Below are 17,986 nucleotides of genomic sequence, written 5' to 3' on the forward strand. Positions count from 1 at the left end.
ATTCGGTGTAATGGAAGCGCTGTTTCAAACGTCAAATTTGTAAAATCCACCAGGTAAATAAACTTGCTAGTGGTCTTTATAATTCCGACATTTGCTCAACGGCTATATTATGTGCTGGCAAATGTCGGAATTAGACCACTAGATGATATGAAAAAGGCTGGCGCTTTATGATTATCCTCGGACTGACCGGTTCTATTGGCATGGGAAAAACCACTGCGGCAAACATGTTTGCTGATGTGGGCGTGCCGGTCTATAGCGCCGATGATGCGGTGCACCAGCTTTATTCTGGCCGTGCCGCTCCGCTTATCGAAGCCGCCTTCCCCGGAACGGTTGTGGACGGTACTGTTGACCGGACCAAGCTTTCAGCAGCCGTGCTTGGCAAGCCGGACGCACTCAAAAAGCTTGAATCCATCATTCACCCACTGGTGCATGAAGAAGAAAAAGCCTTTCTCACGAATGCGCGTGCGAATGGTGCTGAGATTGTTCTCATCGATATTCCGTTGCTGTTTGAAACGGGTGGCGAAAGCCGCGTGGATAAAGTGGCTGTCGTCTCAGCCCCTGCGGAAATTCAACGGGAACGCGTTTTGTCCCGTCCCGGCATGACGGCTGAAAAATTCGAGGCCATTCTTGCCCGGCAGATGAAGGATGCGGAAAAGCGCAATCGCGCTGATTTCATCATCGATTCTTCTGGTAGTTTCGAGGAAACGCGCGAGCAGATTGAGGGCATCATTGCCGAATTGCGTGGAAAGCCTGCCGTTCAGTCCTGAGGGCCGGATCAACTGTGTTATAGAAGCATGAAACATTTGAGAGGTTGCCATGCGTGAGATCGTTTTCGATACCGAAACCACTGGCCTTGAAAGGCTTGAGGACCGGGTGATCGAAATCGGCGGTGTGGAAATGATCAACCGCTTTCCCACAGGTCGTACGTTTCACAAATTCATCAACCCACAGGGGCGCAAGGTTCATCCCGAGGCACTCGCAGTCCATGGTATCACTGATGAGCAATTGCTCGACAAGCCGAGCTTTGCGGATATTTTCGATGAATTCATGGAATTTTTCGATGGTGCAAAGCTCGTCGCTCACAATGCCATGTTCGATTTGGGGTTCATCAATGCGGAAATGAACCGTATGGGAAAGCCGGAAATTGCGGTTGACCGTATCGTCGATACACTCGCCCTGGCGCGTCGCCGAAATCCGATGGGCCCGAATTCGCTTGATGCGCTTTGCAAGCGTTATGGCATCGACAATTCGCACCGCACATTGCACGGCGCATTGCTCGATTCCGAAATTCTGGCTGAGGTCTATATTGAACTGATCGGCGGCAAGCAGACGGCGCTTGGCTTAAGCTCATCAGGAAATTCCGATGGCGATGGTCGTTCGGATAACAATAGCGGTGTTGTTATCCGGCAGCGCCCGGTGGCACTTTCACCCCGGATCAGCGCCGAAGAACGCGCCGCTCATGACACATTGGTCGCCAATATGGGTGAGAAGGCAATCTGGAAAAAATACGCACAAAAATAAACGAGAATGCGTCTCTGATCTGGAATAAAAAAACCCCGCAAAAGCGGGGTTTTCTTTTGATATCTACCGAGATTAGCTCTTTACAGCGTTCTTGGCTTCTTCTTCGGCCATACGGCTCTGGAACATCTGCGCAAAATCGATCGGGTCGATCATCAGTGGTGGGTAGCCACCATTGCGCGTTGCATCAGCGATGATCTGACGCGCGAACGGGAACAGCAAACGTGGGCATTCGATGAACAGCAGCGGAAGCATGTGCTCCTGCGCAATACCCTGAATGCGGAAAACGCCGCCATAGGTCAGTTCAGTGTTGAACAGAACATCCTTACCGTCGACAGCCTTGGCTTCAAGCGTCAGAACAACGTCGAAATCCGTTTCGGAAAGCGGATTGGCGTTGACGTTCACATTGATGTTGATCGAAGGAGCCTTTTCGCGTGGGCGCAGCGACAGAGGCGCGCCTGGGCTTTCAAAGGAAAGATCCTTGATATACTGGGCCAGAATGTTGAGGGACGGCTGGGCGGTTGCGCCATTGCCGTTCTTTACTTCGCCCGCAGCGGCCTTATCGCTCATTATAGGTATGCCTTCTCTTTAATGATTTATCTTGTTGCCCAAAAAGCAGTGATGCTTGGCTAGCATGTGTGCGTAGATGAGGCAAGAAACCGTTTTTATGTTAGTATTTGCGCGATTAACGATCCTTGTGATCGGGATTCCACGGCGAATTTTCATCCGGCTTTGCCGTATAATCTTCCGGGTTCAGATCGATCACGTTATTTTCTTTAGGCTCATACGGACGATAGGCTTCCGAATAGCGCGTCGATGCAGTCGCGACCACCAGACGATTGCGTACAAACCTGTTCCAGACGATATCGCGAATAAATGGAACAAAAAGCAGAAGCCCGATGGCGCTTGTGACAAAGCCGGGCACGATCAGCATGATGGCGGCGACAGCGATCATCGCTCCATGCATCATTTCGCGGTCCGGTACGCGTCCTGCGGCACTTTCAGTGCGGATGCGCTGCAACAGTCCAAAACCCTGAACGCGCAGCAGGAAAAAGCCGAGCATGGCGCTGAGGATAATGAGACCAAGCGTTGCAAACACACCGATTTCGCTGCCGACGATAACAAAACCTGCAATCTCGATGAATGGCATTGCCAGTATGGCAAGGGGTGCAAGGGAAGAGGACACGTCTGTTACGACCTTATGTTGATTTGCGTTTGTAATGAAGCAAACTTCATTCGCTTGTTCTATTCATGTCATACATGCAAAAATGCTTCACATTCTTACGAAATTAAAACTCTCTATCATACAATATCAGATAGGTATGCGTGATCGGGATTTGAATGATCAGTGAAGCCGATCTATATGTATATGTAACGAAATTGACGACGTGAGACGGATTCGCAATCCCGAAACGTCCATTGGTGGCAGGCGGTATGGAATTTTTTGATTTTGGCACGATATTTTTCTTCATCGCAGCGGTGGTAATCTTTCTTCAGTTGAGGAATGTTCTTGGCCGCCGTACGGGAAATGAAAAACCGCCAATAGATCCCTATACTTCTGCACGCAATACCGACGCACAGACGGCAGGCAGCGAGGCTGACAATGTCGTTTCCCTGCCACAGCGCCCCGGCGAAAAAGATTTCACGGCGGTTGACAAGATCGCACCCGCGGGAACGCCGGTTAATGACGGGCTTCGCGCAATTCAGGCAGCCGACCCTGCTTTTGATCCTGCAAGCTTCGTTGATGGCGTGAAGATCGCTTATGAAATGATCGTCATGTCTTTTGCCGATGGCGACCGCAAGGTTCTGAAAAACCTGCTGTCCAAGGAAGTCTATGAGGGCTTCGTGTCGGCAATAGATGAACGCGAAGCACGCGGTGAAAGCACACGTTCGACCTTTGTCGGTATTGATAAGGCGGAAATCGCCAATGCCGAAATGAAGGGCTCTGAAGCGCATGTCACGCTCAACATCGTGAGTCAGATGATTTCTTCCACACTCGACAAGGACGGCAATCTCGTCGAAGGCGATCAGGAAAACGTCGTCGAGATCCGCGATCTGTGGACTTTTGCGCGCGATACACGATCGCGCGATCCAAACTGGAAGCTTGTCGCGACCGAGGCAGAAGACTAAGAGAGATTTTAACAGGGCCGCTAAATTAGCGGCCCTTTCAATATTGCATTGTTACGGGTTAGGCTGTGAACGATTTGGCGAAACTATTCCACCCGCTGGGCTATTCCGATTGCCCGGGCTGGGATCAGGACGATCAGGCGCTGGCCTTTTCGGCCTTTCGTCGTTCAGCCGATTATGCGCAAACCAACCGTTATAACAGCGGCGATCTCGGCATCACCTTTGAGATGCTGCAACCGGCTTTTACTGCTGCACGTTCCCTTGAAAAACCTGATACCGCGCAGGCGCGGGCTTTCTTTGAAGAGTATTTTGTCCCCTGCCGCATTGCGGCTGATGGTTTTGTGACAGCCTTTTATGAGCCGGAAATAGAAGCTTCACGCACGCCAGATGCCCATTTCAGTGTGCCATTTCTAAAAAAGCCCGATGATCTGGTGAAAGTTACGGATGAGAACCGCCCTGCCGGGTTAAATGCATCCTTCGCTTTTGCGCGTAAAACGCCGCAAGGCATTGTGGAATATGATGATCGCCGGACAATCGAACAGGGCAGCCTCAACGACCATGGGCTTGAGCTTGCTTATGTGGCTGACCGCGTTGATGCCTTTTTCGCCCATGTGCAGGGGGCTGCGCGGCTGAAACTGACTGATGGCAGTTTTATGCGCATCACCTATGCCGCCAAAACTGGCCATCCTTTTACAGGAATCGGGCGTATTCTGGTGGCTGAAGGCGAGATTTCGGCGGATGAAATCTCCATGCAAACAATCCGACAATGGTTGAGAGATCACCCGGATAAGGCTGATAATCTCATCTGGCAGAACCGGTCCTATATTTTCTTCCGCGAAGCACCAGTGGACGACCCTGATGTTGGGCAGATTGCTGCCGCCAAAGTCCCGTTGACCGCTGGGCGTTCAATTGCTGTAGACAGACTTTTGCACACATTCGGGACGCCGTTTTATGTCGATGCACCAAGCGTTACAGCGTTCGATAATGCCCCCTTCTCCCGCCTCATGATTGCGCAGGATACCGGCACGGCAATTGTCGGTCCGGCGCGTGGCGATCTTTTTGCGGGATCGGGGGATGCGGCGGGTGACATTGCTGGTGGCATCAAGAGCAAGGCCGATTTCTACGTGCTTATTCCGCGCGCTGGCGCATTGGCCCTGAAATCGATTACGATATTAGGAAAGCACGCACGGCGCTCTAAGGTGCGGGACTGATCGATGGCACCGAAGACCGAGAAGCCCGCAAAAGATTATCTGAGGCCAGAAGATCGCATCCTCTGGGAAACCGTTGCCAAAACGGCAAAGCCACTGGCTGGCAAAAAGCCCGCTATAGAGGAACAATTTCCGGATTTCAAAGCCATTATGGCACAGGAGGCTGATAAAAAGCCTTCGCAAAAAGCGCCCTCGCCTTCCAGCGAGCCAGCGACGCCAAAAAAGAAGCTCACCTCTCTCAAGGAAATGCCGATCCATAGCTTTGATCGGCCAACGCACCGCAAAATTTCCAAGGGGCGTGTGGATATTGAAGCACGTATCGATCTGCATGGGCTTACGCAGAACGATGCCTATGAGCTGCTTTATGGCTTTTTGCTGAGCGCACATGCACGCGGGCTTAAGCATGTCATGGTCATTACTGGCAAAGGCCGCTCATTTGGCAGCGAAGGCGTGCTGAAACAGGCAGTACCGCACTGGTTCTCGACGCCGTTGTTCCGGCTTCTGGTGAGTGCTTATGAAGATGCAGCTCATCATCATGGTGGTCACGGCGCACTTTATGTTCGTCTGCGCAAGCAAACGCAAAATGGAGGTCTGATCCGATGACCCCTTTTGGCAAACGTCTGCGCGAATTGCGTGACGAGCGCAATGTGACGCAAAAGGAAATGGCGGCGGCCTTACGCGTTTCGCCTGCCTATCTTTCAGCGCTTGAACATGGACGGCGTGGACAGCCGACCTGGGATTTGCTGCAACGCATCATCACCTATTTCAATATCATTTGGGACGAGGCCGAGGAGCTGCAAAATCTTGCGGCGGTTTCGCATCCCCGCGTGGTGATCGACACGTCAGGTCTTTCCCCACAGGCCACTGAGCTTGCCAATCTGCTCGCCCGCAACATCCGCATCATTGATCGCGAGACGATCAGGCATCTGGCGGAAGAAATTGAAGCCGCCCGCAAACGTCGCCGTGGCTTTAAGCCACCAGCGCATCGGCCCTAAAATAGCGCTTTCAGTTCGTCGAGCTTGGTGTTGACCAGCCAGCCATAATAGTTTTCCTGCGGCATCAATGGTGCCTGACCAGACGCTTTGCGCTGGGCATTTTCATTGGCAAGCGCACGGGCGCGGGCTTCTGCACCGCCGGTATTGTAAAGGGTTGCGGTCAGGCCGGGATTCTTGGAAATGTCGAAATCGGCAATCTGGCGATAAGCGGTGATCGATTGCTTCAGCGTTGCCGCGATGTATGGCAGCGTGAGATCGGGGTCCATGATGGTCTTGTAAACCACATTTCCGTTCTCTGCGTTGAGCTTTGGCAGGCCGGATACACGATTGACCATGTCCGACATCTGCAGTGCAGTCAGCGGATTGATCTGGCCAAGGCCGAATGTCTGACCTGCATAGAAAGGCTGGAAGAAGACCGCACTGAAACGGTTGTTCGGATAGGCTTTGCCAGCCAGGGACTTTCCGCGGAACTGCTTGTTCCAGACCGTCTCACGGCAACCCCACAGCGAATAGCTGTCCTTGTACTTGAGACACTCCGAAAATTCCGGGCGCTTCACGAACTGGCCGATGCTTTCACCATTGTAACCAAAACTCACACCCTGGTTCACATAGGACATGGCCTTGACGTAATAGGTCTGGAGCCTGTCATAGACATCGACATTGTAGGTATGCTCGCCAACGATGGCACCGACGATATGGATAGGATCAATGCCATAGGCGGAAGCGGTCGATTTGATTTTCGAGCGCAGGGAAGCGTCTTTTTTCAGAAGATTATAAATCTTGCGATATTTCGCTTCATAGGTCGTGCTCAGTTCCTTGGTGCGCTTGGCTGATGCGCCAGGAATGGGCGGCTGGTCGGCATTGCGGTTTCCCGGCGGCACGCTAACGGCTGCGAAGGCGCTCTGGCAGGAGAAAGCGATGGCAAGGCAGATGCCTGCAATACGGTTCAATCGGCTGGTCATTGCGCGGAAACGGCCCCAATATGGTAAACGACATGTAAAAGTTGCCGCAAAATAAAAAACCCCCTCGATGAAGTCGAGGGGATTTTTGTGTTTCAGGATTATGGGACCGAAGCGTGGCTTTCTGGTCACGTTGTCTTTTAGAGGATGAAGCGCGACAAGTCCGTATTCTTGGCAAGATCGCCAACTGTTTTGCGGACATAATCGCCGTCCACCTTGAATGCAGAGCCGGATTTATCGGGCGCATTATAGGAAATATCGTCCAGAACCCGTTCCATGACAGTCTGCAAGCGACGCGCACCGATATTCTCGACCGTCGAATTGAGATCGACCGCTATATCAGCCAAAGCCTCAATCGCGTCATCGGTAATATCGAGCTCCACTTCTTCCGTCGCCATCAGGGCAATATACTGCTTGATCAGGCTGACTTCGGTTTCGGTGAGAATCCGGCGGAAATCTTCACGCGTCAGCGCGTTAAGCTCCACACGGATCGGCAAACGACCCTGAAGTTCCGGCAGAAGGTCCGAAGGTTTGGAAACGTGGAAAGCACCCGATGCGATGAACAGAATATGATCGGTTTTCACCGGGCCATACTTGGTCGCAACGGTTGTACCTTCAACGAGTGGCAGCAGATCGCGCTGCACGCCTTCGCGTGAGACGCCTGCTCCCATTCCGCCTTCGCGCGAAGCGATCTTGTCGATTTCGTCCAGGAAAACAATGCCGTCATTCTCAGTCGAGCGCAGGGCTTCCTGAACAAGCTGATCCTGATCGAGCAACTTATCGGACTCGTCATTGATCAGCAGCGCATAGGACTCCTTGACGGTGGTCTTGCGCGTCTTGGTGCGCCCGCCCATGGCCTTGCCGAAAATATCGCCGATATTGATCATGCCGATATTGGCACCTGGCATGCCCGGAATTTCAAAATTCTGGCCTGCACCCGTATCGGCAACCTCGATTTCGATTTCCTTGTCGTCCAGTTCGCCTTCGCGCAGTTTCTTGCGGAAACTGTCACGGGTGGCGGGGCTGGCCGTCTTACCGACAAGACCGTCAAGCACGCGCTCTTCGGCATTGATATGCGCCTTGGCCTTCACTTCCTCGCGCTTCTTTTCACGCACGAGACCGATGGCGGCTTCGACCAGATCACGAATGATCTGCTCAACATCGCGACCGACATAGCCGACTTCGGTAAACTTGGTGGCCTCGACCTTGATGAAAGGAGCGCCTGCAAGCTTGGCCAGACGACGGGAGATTTCCGTCTTGCCAACGCCAGTCGGTCCGATCATCAGGATGTTTTTTGGCATGACCTCTTCGCGCATCTGGCCTTCCAGCTGCTGGCGGCGCCAGCGGTTGCGGAGCGCAATAGCCACGGCGCGCTTGGCGTCGTTCTGGCCGATGATGAAGCGGTCAAGTTCGGAGACGATTTCACGGGGGGAAAAATTGCTCATGATTATAACCCGGTTTGCCACTGCTTGATGAACTCGAACGGATGCAGCAGCATGATCACGTTGAGCGTAAGGTTGTCGCGAATAATAATCAGCGCAAGAACTTCGAAGAACAGCGCTAAAGCGACAGTGATTTTCGTTGGCAGCTTTGCAGCAAGCAGAAAGCCGATCAGGGCAGCAATGGTATCGGAAACCGAATTCACGATGCTGTCGCCAAAATAGTCCACCGAGGACGTATTGGCGCGATAGCGCTCGATGATGAAATTCGAGTTTTCGACCAGTTCCCAGACGGCTTCAACGCCGACTGCCATGGCAAGTCTCAAGCCGAGTGGGGCTTTGGGTGCAATAACGGTCAGAAGCCAATAGAACAGAAAGCCGTGAATGATGTGCGAGAGCGTATACCAGTCGGCTATATGCTGCGAATTCTCAGACATCAGCGAACCGGACCATAATTTTATGGTGCCACATTCGCACATGGGTATCCGTCCATCGATATAGAGCCATGAGGCCTGTATCGTAAGAATGGCAAGGACGATCAGAGCACCTAAGCCCCAACGTTGTGTTTTAGAAGTTGAGGCTTGCACTGCTTCGGTCATTCGGCGTCGAGGCTTTCAACAAGAATGCTATGATTGGTGTAGATGCAGATATCGGCTGCAATCTCCATCGCCTTGCGGGCGATTTCCTCGGCATCCTTGTCTGTGTCGATCAGCGCGCGCGCTGCGGCAAGCGCATAATTACCGCCCGATCCGATGGCCATTACGCCATGTTCTGGTTCAAGCACGTCGCCTGTACCGGTCAAAGCCAGCGTAACCTTGCTGTCGGCAACCAGCATCATGGCTTCCAGCTTGCGCAAGTAGCGGTCGGTGCGCCAGTCCTTGGCAAGCTCGACGGAGGCGCGCATCAGCTGGTCTGGATATTGTTCGAGCTTGGCTTCAAGGCGCTCAAGCAGTGTGAAGGCATCAGCCGTGGCACCGGCGAATCCGGCAATGACATTGCCTTTGCCGATGCGGCGCACTTTGCGCGCATTGCCCTTCATCACCGTATTGCCGAGCGAGACCTGCCCGTCACCGGCGATCACCACCTTGCCGCCCTTGCGAACGGTAACGATGGTCGTGCCGTAAATTGTCGTGGGATTGTGTTCGATCATGGATTACTCCTTTGGCGGCCTATACGTTTCCATCTGGCAAACGCATAAGCCCCTGATATGGGCCCCTGGTATGGGCGAAGCCTCGGTCTGTTGGCCTTACAGCTAACTGAATCGGGTTTCGTTGTGAATATTTAAGAACGGGCTGGCAAAATGCAAATGGGTATCAGCGCATTCCAAAAAGTGTGAAGCGGTTTTTGGACAAAATGCGCGTCGGGGGATTAGGTGCATTCCGAAAAGTGGGAACTGATTTCGGGGAAAAATGCGCGCTGGACACCAAATTCAGAACGATGCGCCGGCTCAGGGAAACCGAAGCGCGCGCTAAAAGCATTGGCAAAAGCAACAAGCTGTTCTAGAACGCAAAAAGATTTCAATTGAGGAAATGCAATGACGGCTGAAAGCGCCCGCAAAGCAAGTATCGAACGTTCAACGAAAGAAACGAGCATTGCCGTTTCAGTCGATCTGGACGGCAACGGCAAGTTCGACATTACAACAGGTGTCGGCTTCTTCGATCATATGCTGGAGCAGCTTTCCCGACACTCGCTCATCGACATGCGTGTGATGGCCAAGGGCGATCTGCATATCGATGATCATCATACGGTGGAAGATACCGGCATTGCGCTCGGTCAGGCCGTGGCCAAGGCTTTGGGCGAACGTCGCGGTATCGTGCGTTATGCTTCGATGGATCTCGCTATGGACGATACGCTGACCGGTGCAGCAGTTGATGTGTCCGGTCGTGCATTTCTGGTCTGGAACGTGAATTTCACGACAGCCAAGATTGGAGCATTCGACACCGAGCTGGTGCGCGAGTTCTTCCAGGCGTTCGCGATTAATGCTGGCATCACGCTGCATATCAACAATCATTATGGTGCCAACAATCACCATATTGCAGAATCGATCTTCAAGGCGGTGGCCCGGGTTCTGCGCGTCGCGCTCGAAACCGATCCGCGCCAGAAGGATGCAATTCCCTCGACCAAGGGGTCGCTGAAGGGATAAGTCTTTCCCGAAAGGACACGTCATGGCGCAATTCGTCGTTCTTGAACCGGATGCAGGTGCTCAAAGCACTGAAAAAACGGTGTTCGTGCGCGACGGATTCCATACCTTGGCGCTTATCCTGCCGGTTGTCTGGCTATTGTTGCAGCGGCTGTGGTTTGAAGCCATTGCGGTTCTCGGTGTAACGATCCTGCTTGGATTTGCTGGCTCCATGCTCGGCATCTCCAATGCGGTCCCCCTGATCACTTTATTGTTTTCGCTCTTCGTGGCGCTGGAAGGCGTCAACTGGAAGATCGCAAAACTCAGGCGTCAGGGCTTTACCGAGAAAGCCGTCATCGACGCGGCTGATCCGGAAGAAGCGGAAATCCGCTATTTCTATGGCCGCGAAGAAGCGGCTCAGCCTGCAACATTCCCTGCCGAAGCACCAGCTCCTGAATGGGCGCAACAGGCCCCTCGTCCCACTTATTCCTCATTTGGCTCGACGATCGGATTTGTCGGTCATCGCGGAGAAAACTGAAAATGCGTGTTGCAATTATCGACTACGGTTCCGGCAATCTTCGCTCGGCCACCAAGGCCTTTGAGCGTGCCGCCCATGAGAGCGGTGTGAATGCGGAGATCGAACTGACAGCTGATGCTGATCGCGTGGCGACAGCCGATCGCATCGTGCTTCCGGGCGTTGGTGCCTATGCCGATTGTCGTCGCGGCCTTCATGCCGTTCCCGGCATGGTGGAAGCGCTGGAAGATGTGGTTCTGAAAAAGGCCCACCCTTTCCTTGGCATCTGCGTGGGTATGCAGCTGATGTCCGAGCGCGGACTTGAGAAGCAAGTGAGCGAAGGTCTCGGCTGGATTGCGGGCGACGTGCGTGAAATGACGCCGTCCGACCCATCGCTCAAGATTCCACAGATTGGCTGGAACAGGATTCACGTGAAACATTCGCATCCGGTCTTTAACGGTATTGCTACCGGTGAGAACGGCTTGCATGCCTATTTCGTGCATTCCTATATGTTTGATGCGAAGAACGAAGCCGAAGTGCTCGCTGTGACCGAATATGGCGGCGATGTCACGGCTACGGTTGGTCGCGATAATATGATCGGTACGCAGTTCCATCCTGAAAAGAGCCAGCTGCTTGGCCTTTCGCTCATTGCCAATTTCCTGAAATGGAAGCCTTGAAGATATGATCCTTTTTCCCGCCATCGATTTGAAAGACGGTCAATGCGTGCGCCTGAAGCTTGGCGACATGGATCAGGCCACCGTTTACAATGAAGACCCCGCAGCTCAGGCCAGGGCTTTTGAGGATCAGGGCTTTGAATGGCTGCATGTGGTTGATCTCAATGGTGCCTTTGCGGGAGAAAGCGTCAACGGCAAGGCTGTTGAAGCGATCCTGAAAGCCACCAAGAATCCGGTTCAGCTTGGCGGCGGTATTCGTACGCTCGCTCATATTGAAAGCTGGCTCTCCAAGGGGCTGCGCCGCGTCATCCTGGGCACAGTTGCCGTGCGTGATCCGGCGCTGGTGATTGAAGCCTGCAAGGAGTTTCCGGGACGGGTTGCGGTCGGCATCGATGCCAAGGGCGGCTATGTCGCTGTTGAAGGCTGGGCCGAAGCATCCGAACTTGGCGTGGTGGAACTTGCGAAAAAATTTGAAGGCGCAGGCGTTGCAGCCATCATCTATACCGATATCGACCGTGACGGTGTTCTGGCTGGCATCAACTGGGATTCAACACTTGGTCTCGCAGATAGCGTTTCCATTCCGGTGATCGCATCGGGCGGTCTTGCCTCGATGGATGACATCAAACGTCTTGCAGCACCTGATGCCCGCAAGCTGGAAGGCGCGATTTCCGGTCGCGCCCTTTACGATGGACGCATCGATCCGGCTGAAGCACTGGCTCTCCTGAGGACCCCCGCATGACTTTAAAAGCACGCGTAATCCCTTGTCTTGACGTCAAAGACGGCCGCGTCGTCAAGGGCGTGAACTTTGTCGATCTGATTGATGCCGGTGATCCGGTAGAGGCTGCCCGGGCTTATGATGCGGCGGGAGCAGACGAATTGTGCTTCCTCGACATCACGGCGTCCTCGGACAATCGTGAGACAATTTTTGACGTGATCGCCCGCACGGCAGAACAGTGCTTCATGCCGCTGACCGTTGGTGGCGGCGTGCGTCAGGTGGCTGACATCCGCAAGCTGCTTCTGGCCGGTGCGGACAAGGTTTCGATCAATACGGCTGCGGTAAAGAACCCCGAATTTGTTGCGGAAGCTGCCGATAAGTTCGGCGATCAGTGCATTGTGGTTGCCATCGATGCCAAGAAGGTTTCGGCCGAAGGCGAAGCCAATCGCTGGGAAATTTTCACCCATGGCGGTCGCCAGACCACTGGCATTGATGCGGTTGAGTTTGCGCAGAAGGTGGTGAGCCTTGGCGCGGGCGAAATCCTGCTGACTTCAATGGATCGTGATGGCACCAAAGCCGGTTACGACGTGGCGTTGACGCGAGCTGTGGCTGACAGCGTACGCGTACCGGTGATCGCATCGGGCGGCGTTGGCAATCTCGATCACATGGTTGCAGGCATCCGCGAAGGTCATGCGACAGCGGTTCTCGCGGCGTCGATTTTCCACTTCGGCACCTATTCGGTTGGCGAAGCCAAGCGCTATATGGCCGAGGCGGGTATTCCTATGCGGCTTGATCCGGTCCGTTGAAAACAAGATTTAAGGAAATTCGATGACTGAGTTCACACTTTCCGACCTTGAACGCATTGTCGCGGAGCGTGCGAGTTCGACGGACGGATCGTCTTATACCGCAAGCCTTGTCGCCAGGGGCCAGACACGGGCGGCAAAAAAGCTCGGTGAGGAAGCCGTGGAAGCGGTGATCGCCGCGGTAGAAGGCAACCGTGCAGAGATTGTCACGGAAAGCGCGGACCTGCTTTATCATTTGCTGGTGGTTCTCAAGATTGCCGACGTGCCGCTCGATGAAGTTCTTCTAGAATTGCAACGCCGCACGGCGCAGACAGGCCTTGAGGAAAAGGCCGGTCGTCCGAAAGCATAAATGCATGTCTCCCAAAAGTGGGTACCGGTTTTGGGGATAAGACATGCTTGGAAACAAATGATGAGAGCATTTTCTCTGCTACAAAAATTGGAAATGCTCTGAATGAAAAGTGAATTGAAAGCTGCTAGTGCAGAATTGGCGTTGAGGGAGAGCAGCGACAATATGTGGGAAAAAGTAGACCAGTTAACGCCGTCGCGTTACTCGCCTTATCGTTTTTTCTCGGCTGAGGAATGGGCAGGTTTTCGCGCCGATACGCCCCTCACCCTCACCTATGAAGAAGTTAAACGGCTGCGCTCGCTGGGCGATCCGATTGATCTGGATGAAGTGCGGCGCATTTATCTGTCGCTGTCCCGCCTGCTCTATGCGCATGTGGAAGCCAGCCAGCTTCTGTTTCGCCAGCGTCAGCAGTTCCTCAATATGGAGGAAAGCTTCAAGACGCCCTTCATTATCGGTGTTGCCGGATCGGTTGCCGTGGGTAAATCCACAACTGCCCGTATTCTGAAAGAGCTGCTCGCGCGCTGGCCTTCAAGCCCGAAGGTTGATCTGGTGACGACGGACGGCTTTCTCTATCCCAATGCGGCTTTGCGCGCCGATAACATGATGGAGCGCAAGGGCTTTCCGGAAAGCTACGATGTGGGCGCAGTCTTACGCTTTCTGTCGGCTATCAAGGCTGGCATGAGCCAGGTGCAGGCACCGCTTTATTCGCATTTGAGCTATGACGTGTTGCCGGGCGAATATCAGATTGTCGATAAGCCCGACATTCTGATCTTTGAAGGCATCAATGTGCTGCAAGTGCGCGATCTGCCCGAAGATGGCAAGATGGTGCCTTTCGTCTCCGACTTCTTCGACTTTTCGATCTATATCGATGCAGAGCCGGAGCTGATCCATAAATGGTATATTGACCGCTTCATGCGCCTGCGTGAGACGGCTTTCGTCAATCCGCAGTCGTTCTTCCATCGCTATTCGCAACTGTCCGAAGATGCGGCCCGTTCCATCGGCGAAGGCCTGTGGAACAACATCAATATGAGAAACCTGCTCGAAAACATTCTGCCCACGCGTCCGCGTGCTGATCTCATATTGCGAAAAGGCAGCGATCATCTGATCGAAGAAGTGGCGCTCAGAAAAATATAAAAGCGGAAGATATGAAAAAGGCCGGTTAAACCGGCCTTTTTGAGATTGGCTGTTAGCCTTCCAGCGGCGGAATGCGCAGGACCTGGCCCGGATAGATTTTGTCCGGATGGGTCAGCATCGGCTTGTTGGCTTCAAAGATAATATCGTTCTTTGCGCCCTTGCCCTTACCATACTGGGCTTCAGCGATTTTCCAGAGATTATCGCCCTTCTTGACCGTATAGAAGACGGGTTCAGCACCGGTTGTTCCAGCGCCTTCCACTTTCAGTTCCGAGGCTTCCACCTTTGAAACACCAAGCGAATTGCCGACTGCAATGATCGCCTTTTCAAAAGCAGACTGATCCTTCACGTTGCCGGTCAGAACAGCCTTGTCGCCCTGAACGCTAACCTGAACGCCATCGGTGCCGAGATTATGCGAATCGAGTTCCTTCTTAAGATCATCGGCTTTGGGCTCATTTTCACCGAAACCAAGCTTGGTTCCAACCGATTTCACGAAATCGAAAATTCCCATGGGGCAAGTCTCCCTGTTGTTGCTAACTTATTGATGCATGCAATCAAATATCAGAACCAGAGATGAGCCAGCGCTTCTTGCGGCCAATCAATGGGGTACAAAGTACAGTCCCTTTCAAAATGGTCAAGGCAGGAAATTCCGGAAATTGCTCAATAAGTTCTGGCACTTAATTAGAGTATCCATAGAAAAAGACCTGTCCTACCGCCCAAGATTGGTGCGGGCGAGATCGACGATTTCATCGCCGCGACCACTGATGATGGCTTTGAGCATGTAGAGACTGAAGCCTTTTGCCTGCTCGGCCTTGATTTTGGGCGGCATGACGAGCTCCTGTTTGGCGGTCACAACATCGACCAGAACCGGGCCGTTATGGGCGAAGGCCTGTTGCAGAGCATTTGGCAGATCAGCAGATTCCTCAACGCGAAAACCTTTAATGCCGATGGCTTCCGCCATGGCCGCGAAGTTCGGATTTTCGAGATCAGTCCCGGAGGTGAGATAACCACCGGCCTTCATCTCCATGGCAACAAAACCGAGAGAGCCGTTGTTATAGACGATGATCTTTGCCGGCAGATTAAGCTGCTTGAGCGAAAGAAAATCACCCATCATCATGGTGAAACCACCATCGCCCGAAAGCGAGACAACCTGTCGGTCAGGCGCTGCAGCCTTCGCCCCAAGCGCCTGAAGCATCGCATTGGCCATCGAACCATGATTGAACGAGCCAAGCAGGCGACGCTTACCATTCATGGTGAGATAGCGTGCGGCCCAGACAGTTGGCGTGCCGACATCGGCGGTGAAGATCGCATTCTCGTCTGCAATCTCGTCGATGAGACGCGTGAGATATTGCGGATGGATCGGCTGGCCAGGCTTTGATGGCGCTGCCAGATCATCCAGCGCCTCGCGCGCCTTGGTATAATGGGTCTTGGCGGCATCAAGAAATTTCGTGCTGCGACCCGATTTAAGCTTGGGCAGAAGGGCTGTGATCGTTTCAGAAACATCGCCCGTCGCGCCAAACGTCAGCGGTGCGCGGCGGCCAAGTTGCGAAGGATCATTATCGATCTGAACGATTTTGGCCTTGTCTGGATAGAAATTGCGATAAGGGAAACTGGTGCCGAGCATCAGCAGCGTGTCGCAGTTGAGCATGGCGTGATAGCCGGACGAAAAGCCGATCAGGCCAGTCATTCCGACATCGAAGGGATTGTCCCATTCGATATGTTCCTTGCCACGCAATGCATGAACGACAGGTGCTTCCAATTTTTCGGCCAATGAGACGACAGCGTCATGTGCGCCTGCACAGCCGCTGCCTGCAAGAATGGTGATTTTTTCTGAGCTATTGAGAATGTCTGCGAGTTTTGCAACATCCTGATCAGCAGGGATGACGCGTGGAAGCGAAACCGGTGTCCAGGTTTGCCTGGCGCCGTCCGGCGCTTGCCTGAGCGCCACATCGCCCGGAATGACGATCACAGCCACGCCACGCTTGCCGATGGCTGCACGCATGGCGCGGTTCAGCACTTCGGGCATCTGCGCAGGATTGGAAACCAGCTCGACGAAATGGCTGCATTCGCGAAACAGTTCCTGCGGATGGGTTTCCTGAAAATAATCGAGGCCGATTTCTGATGAAGGAATATGTGCTGCAATGGCCAGCACCGGCTCGTGATTGCGATGGCAATCAAACAGTCCATTGATAAGGTGAAGATTGCCGGGCCCGCAGCTTCCGGCACAGACAGCCAGTTCGCCGGTGATGGCCGCTTCGGCCCCTGCGGCAAAGGCTGCGGTTTCTTCATGCCGGACATGCATCCAGTCGATTTTACCGAGCCGTCTCAGGCTGTCATTCAATCCATTGAGGCTATCGCCCGTAACGCCCCAGATACGCTTAACACCCGCTTCGGCCAATGTTTGAGCCAGAAGATCCGCAACAGTCATGCCCATGATCAATTCACCCTTTTAGAGCGCATCCCGAAAAGTGGGAACCGGCTTTCGGAGCAAGATGCGCGTAAAAATAAACAGATATTCCAACAATCTCACAGAATTACCTAGGGCGCAGGCGGCAAGTTGGAAGCTTGCATACGGCATCAATTGATGCCGTATGTGTTTAGGCACTTATTTCGTGCAGTCGCTGACAAAGCGCGCGAGACAGGCATCAAATTCGGCAGACGCTTCGCGGAATGGTGCGTGACCTGCATTGTCGATAACGTGGGTTTTACCTTCCCATAGATTGCCGAATTTTACTTTCGACACAAAATCGAGTTCGACAAAGGGCTCATCACGGCCATTCACGACCGCGATGGGGAGTTTTGTATCCGCAACAATATCGCGCTGGTTGCCGCCGGTTCCGGCTGCAAATTTTTCAAACATGATGCGGCGTGCGCGTCCATCGGTCCGCGCAACGATATCGAGCAGTGATGCCTCAAAGGGCTCGCCGCAGGTGCTGCGGGCATAGGATTCCACGTCGCGTTCCGAAAAGATTTCCTGTCCGGCAAGTGCCATATCAGGCCCGCTCTTGAACCCTTGCCCCACTTCTTCACGCGCGACAGGTGGGGTTCCGGTAATCATAAGGCCGCGCATGGCCGGGTAGCGTGCAATCATCTCAATGCCGATATGGCCGCCGAGCGACCAGCCGAAAACCACCGCATCGGCAATTCCCAGTTTCCGCATCACCTCTGTCATCGCGTCCGCATAGCCTTCCATCGAATAGCTGCGGTCGGGGTCGATAGCGTCGGAAGACTTTCCGTGGCCTGGAAGATCGGGTGCGATCACTCGCCACTTTTTGCCGATCTCGCCTTCGAGCTGCGGTGCAAAAATGGCGCCCGAACTTGAATTGCCATGGATCATCAGAAGAGGTGCGCCCTCGCCCTCGCTTTCACGCACTGCAATGCGGCCATGGCTGGTTCAAGCTCGTGATAATTGATTGTCATGTCGTCGTTCCCAAATGC

At 53.5% G+C, this 17,986-nt stretch carries 22 protein-coding genes; 13 read left to right on the plus strand and 9 right to left on the minus strand.

All coding sequences use genetic code 11. From position 1 onward, the window contains the following. Nucleotides 1–167 precede the first annotated feature (167 nt). Nucleotides 168–767 (plus strand): dephospho-CoA kinase, encoded by a 600-nt coding sequence (gene coaE / locus CEV32_RS18005; protein WP_094578496.1) that lies wholly within the window; start codon nucleotides 168–170, stop codon nucleotides 765–767. Between the two features lie 49 nt (nucleotides 768–816). Further along, entirely contained in the window at nucleotides 817–1,521 is a 705-nt protein-coding gene (dnaQ, locus tag CEV32_RS18010) for a DNA polymerase III subunit epsilon (protein WP_094578497.1), read from the plus strand. Between the two features lie 72 nt (nucleotides 1,522–1,593). Here the strand turns inward: dnaQ and secB are convergent, their stop codons facing one another. Both secB and CEV32_RS18020 read right to left on the minus strand, forming a co-directional pair. Beyond that, nucleotides 1,594–2,088 (minus strand): protein-export chaperone SecB, encoded by a 495-nt coding sequence (gene secB, locus CEV32_RS18015; RefSeq protein WP_094578498.1) that lies wholly within the window; start codon nucleotides 2,086–2,088, stop codon nucleotides 1,594–1,596. Nucleotides 2,089–2,203: 115 nt separating this feature from the next. Then, the gene (locus CEV32_RS18020) at nucleotides 2,204–2,704 is read right to left on the minus strand and encodes an FxsA family protein (RefSeq protein ID WP_094578499.1); all 501 of its coding nucleotides are present in this window, start codon (nucleotides 2,702–2,704) and stop codon (nucleotides 2,204–2,206) included. A 248-nt stretch (nucleotides 2,705–2,952) separates the two neighbouring features. On the opposite strand from CEV32_RS18020, the gene CEV32_RS18025 reads away from it, so the two are divergent. The 4 genes from CEV32_RS18025 (at nucleotide 2,953) to CEV32_RS18040 (ending at nucleotide 5,848) form a co-directional block, all read left to right on the plus strand. Continuing rightward, on the plus strand, nucleotides 2,953–3,648 hold the full coding sequence (locus CEV32_RS18025; RefSeq protein WP_094578500.1) for a Tim44/TimA family putative adaptor protein: 696 nt from the start codon (nucleotides 2,953–2,955) through the stop codon (nucleotides 3,646–3,648). Nucleotides 3,649–3,713: 65 nt separating this feature from the next. Beyond that, nucleotides 3,714–4,856 carry a murein transglycosylase A gene (gene mltA, locus CEV32_RS18030; RefSeq protein WP_094578501.1) on the plus strand — a complete coding sequence of 381 codons (1,143 nt, stop codon included), beginning with the start codon at nucleotides 3,714–3,716 and terminating at the stop codon, nucleotides 4,854–4,856. 3 nt (nucleotides 4,857–4,859) lie between these two features. After that, on the plus strand, nucleotides 4,860–5,456 hold the full coding sequence (locus tag CEV32_RS18035) for a Smr/MutS family protein (protein ID WP_094578502.1): 597 nt from the start codon (nucleotides 4,860–4,862) through the stop codon (nucleotides 5,454–5,456). Next, nucleotides 5,453–5,848, plus strand: a complete 396-nt coding sequence (locus tag CEV32_RS18040) for a helix-turn-helix domain-containing protein (RefSeq protein WP_094578503.1) — start codon at nucleotides 5,453–5,455, stop codon at nucleotides 5,846–5,848. The genes CEV32_RS18035 and CEV32_RS18040 overlap by 4 nt, the downstream gene beginning before the upstream one ends. Here CEV32_RS18040 and CEV32_RS18045 read toward each other — a convergent pair. From CEV32_RS18045 to hslV, 4 genes are all read right to left on the minus strand, one after another. Next, nucleotides 5,845–6,810 carry a DUF1402 family protein gene (locus tag CEV32_RS18045; RefSeq protein ID WP_094578504.1) on the minus strand — a complete coding sequence of 322 codons (966 nt, stop codon included), beginning with the start codon at nucleotides 6,808–6,810 and terminating at the stop codon, nucleotides 5,845–5,847. The two genes, CEV32_RS18040 and CEV32_RS18045, sit on opposite strands and share 4 nt — an antisense overlap. 137 nt (nucleotides 6,811–6,947) lie before the next feature. After that, a complete protein-coding gene (gene hslU, locus CEV32_RS18050; RefSeq protein ID WP_094578505.1) occupies nucleotides 6,948–8,252 on the minus strand; it encodes an ATP-dependent protease ATPase subunit HslU in 1,305 nt (434 codons plus the stop codon). 2 nt (nucleotides 8,253–8,254) lie between these two features. After that, nucleotides 8,255–8,845, minus strand: a complete 591-nt coding sequence (locus CEV32_RS18055) for a DUF2585 domain-containing protein (protein ID WP_094578506.1) — start codon at nucleotides 8,843–8,845, stop codon at nucleotides 8,255–8,257. After that, nucleotides 8,842–9,396 (minus strand): ATP-dependent protease subunit HslV, encoded by a 555-nt coding sequence (hslV, locus tag CEV32_RS18060; protein WP_024898440.1) that lies wholly within the window; start codon nucleotides 9,394–9,396, stop codon nucleotides 8,842–8,844. The genes CEV32_RS18055 and hslV overlap by 4 nt, the downstream gene beginning before the upstream one ends. Before the next feature lie 384 nt (nucleotides 9,397–9,780). On the opposite strand from hslV, the gene hisB reads away from it, so the two are divergent. From hisB to coaA, 7 genes are all read left to right on the plus strand, one after another. Next, nucleotides 9,781–10,389 carry an imidazoleglycerol-phosphate dehydratase HisB gene (hisB, locus tag CEV32_RS18065; protein ID WP_094578507.1) on the plus strand — a complete coding sequence of 203 codons (609 nt, stop codon included), beginning with the start codon at nucleotides 9,781–9,783 and terminating at the stop codon, nucleotides 10,387–10,389. A gap of 22 nt (nucleotides 10,390–10,411) precedes the next feature. Further along, the gene (locus CEV32_RS18070) at nucleotides 10,412–10,903 is read left to right on the plus strand and encodes a DUF2628 domain-containing protein (RefSeq protein ID WP_094578508.1); all 492 of its coding nucleotides are present in this window, start codon (nucleotides 10,412–10,414) and stop codon (nucleotides 10,901–10,903) included. 2 nt (nucleotides 10,904–10,905) lie between these two features. Next, nucleotides 10,906–11,556, plus strand: coding sequence for an imidazole glycerol phosphate synthase subunit HisH (gene hisH / locus CEV32_RS18075; RefSeq protein WP_094578509.1), 651 nt, complete (start codon nucleotides 10,906–10,908; stop codon nucleotides 11,554–11,556). Between the two features lie 4 nt (nucleotides 11,557–11,560). Beyond that, entirely contained in the window at nucleotides 11,561–12,292 is a 732-nt protein-coding gene (hisA, locus tag CEV32_RS18080) for a 1-(5-phosphoribosyl)-5-[(5-phosphoribosylamino)methylideneamino]imidazole-4-carboxamide isomerase (RefSeq protein WP_094578510.1), read from the plus strand. Continuing rightward, a complete protein-coding gene (gene hisF / locus CEV32_RS18085; RefSeq protein ID WP_094578511.1) occupies nucleotides 12,289–13,074 on the plus strand; it encodes an imidazole glycerol phosphate synthase subunit HisF in 786 nt (261 codons plus the stop codon). The genes hisA and hisF overlap by 4 nt, the downstream gene beginning before the upstream one ends. A gap of 22 nt (nucleotides 13,075–13,096) precedes the next feature. After that, nucleotides 13,097–13,420 (plus strand): phosphoribosyl-ATP diphosphatase, encoded by a 324-nt coding sequence (locus CEV32_RS18090; protein ID WP_094578512.1) that lies wholly within the window; start codon nucleotides 13,097–13,099, stop codon nucleotides 13,418–13,420. Nucleotides 13,421–13,582: 162 nt separating this feature from the next. Next, nucleotides 13,583–14,551, plus strand: coding sequence for a type I pantothenate kinase (gene coaA / locus CEV32_RS18095; RefSeq protein ID WP_094579154.1), 969 nt, complete (start codon nucleotides 13,583–13,585; stop codon nucleotides 14,549–14,551). A 52-nt stretch (nucleotides 14,552–14,603) separates the two neighbouring features. Here the strand turns inward: coaA and lysM are convergent, their stop codons facing one another. From lysM to CEV32_RS18110, 3 genes are all read right to left on the minus strand, one after another. Next, a complete protein-coding gene (gene lysM, locus CEV32_RS18100) occupies nucleotides 14,604–15,059 on the minus strand; it encodes a peptidoglycan-binding protein LysM (RefSeq protein ID WP_094578513.1) in 456 nt (151 codons plus the stop codon). A 198-nt stretch (nucleotides 15,060–15,257) separates the two neighbouring features. Beyond that, complete coding sequence (gene poxB / locus CEV32_RS18105; RefSeq protein WP_208620869.1) at nucleotides 15,258–16,982, minus strand: ubiquinone-dependent pyruvate dehydrogenase; 1,725 nt, start codon at nucleotides 16,980–16,982, stop codon at nucleotides 15,258–15,260. 171 nt (nucleotides 16,983–17,153) lie between these two features. Continuing rightward, nucleotides 17,154–17,921, minus strand: coding sequence for an alpha/beta fold hydrolase (locus tag CEV32_RS18110; RefSeq protein WP_328587924.1), 768 nt, complete (start codon nucleotides 17,919–17,921; stop codon nucleotides 17,154–17,156). Between the last annotated feature and the right edge of the window lie 65 nt (nucleotides 17,922–17,986).

Source organism: Brucella rhizosphaerae (genome assembly GCF_002252475.1).
Taxonomy (GTDB): domain Bacteria; phylum Pseudomonadota; class Alphaproteobacteria; order Rhizobiales; family Rhizobiaceae; genus Brucella; species Brucella rhizosphaerae.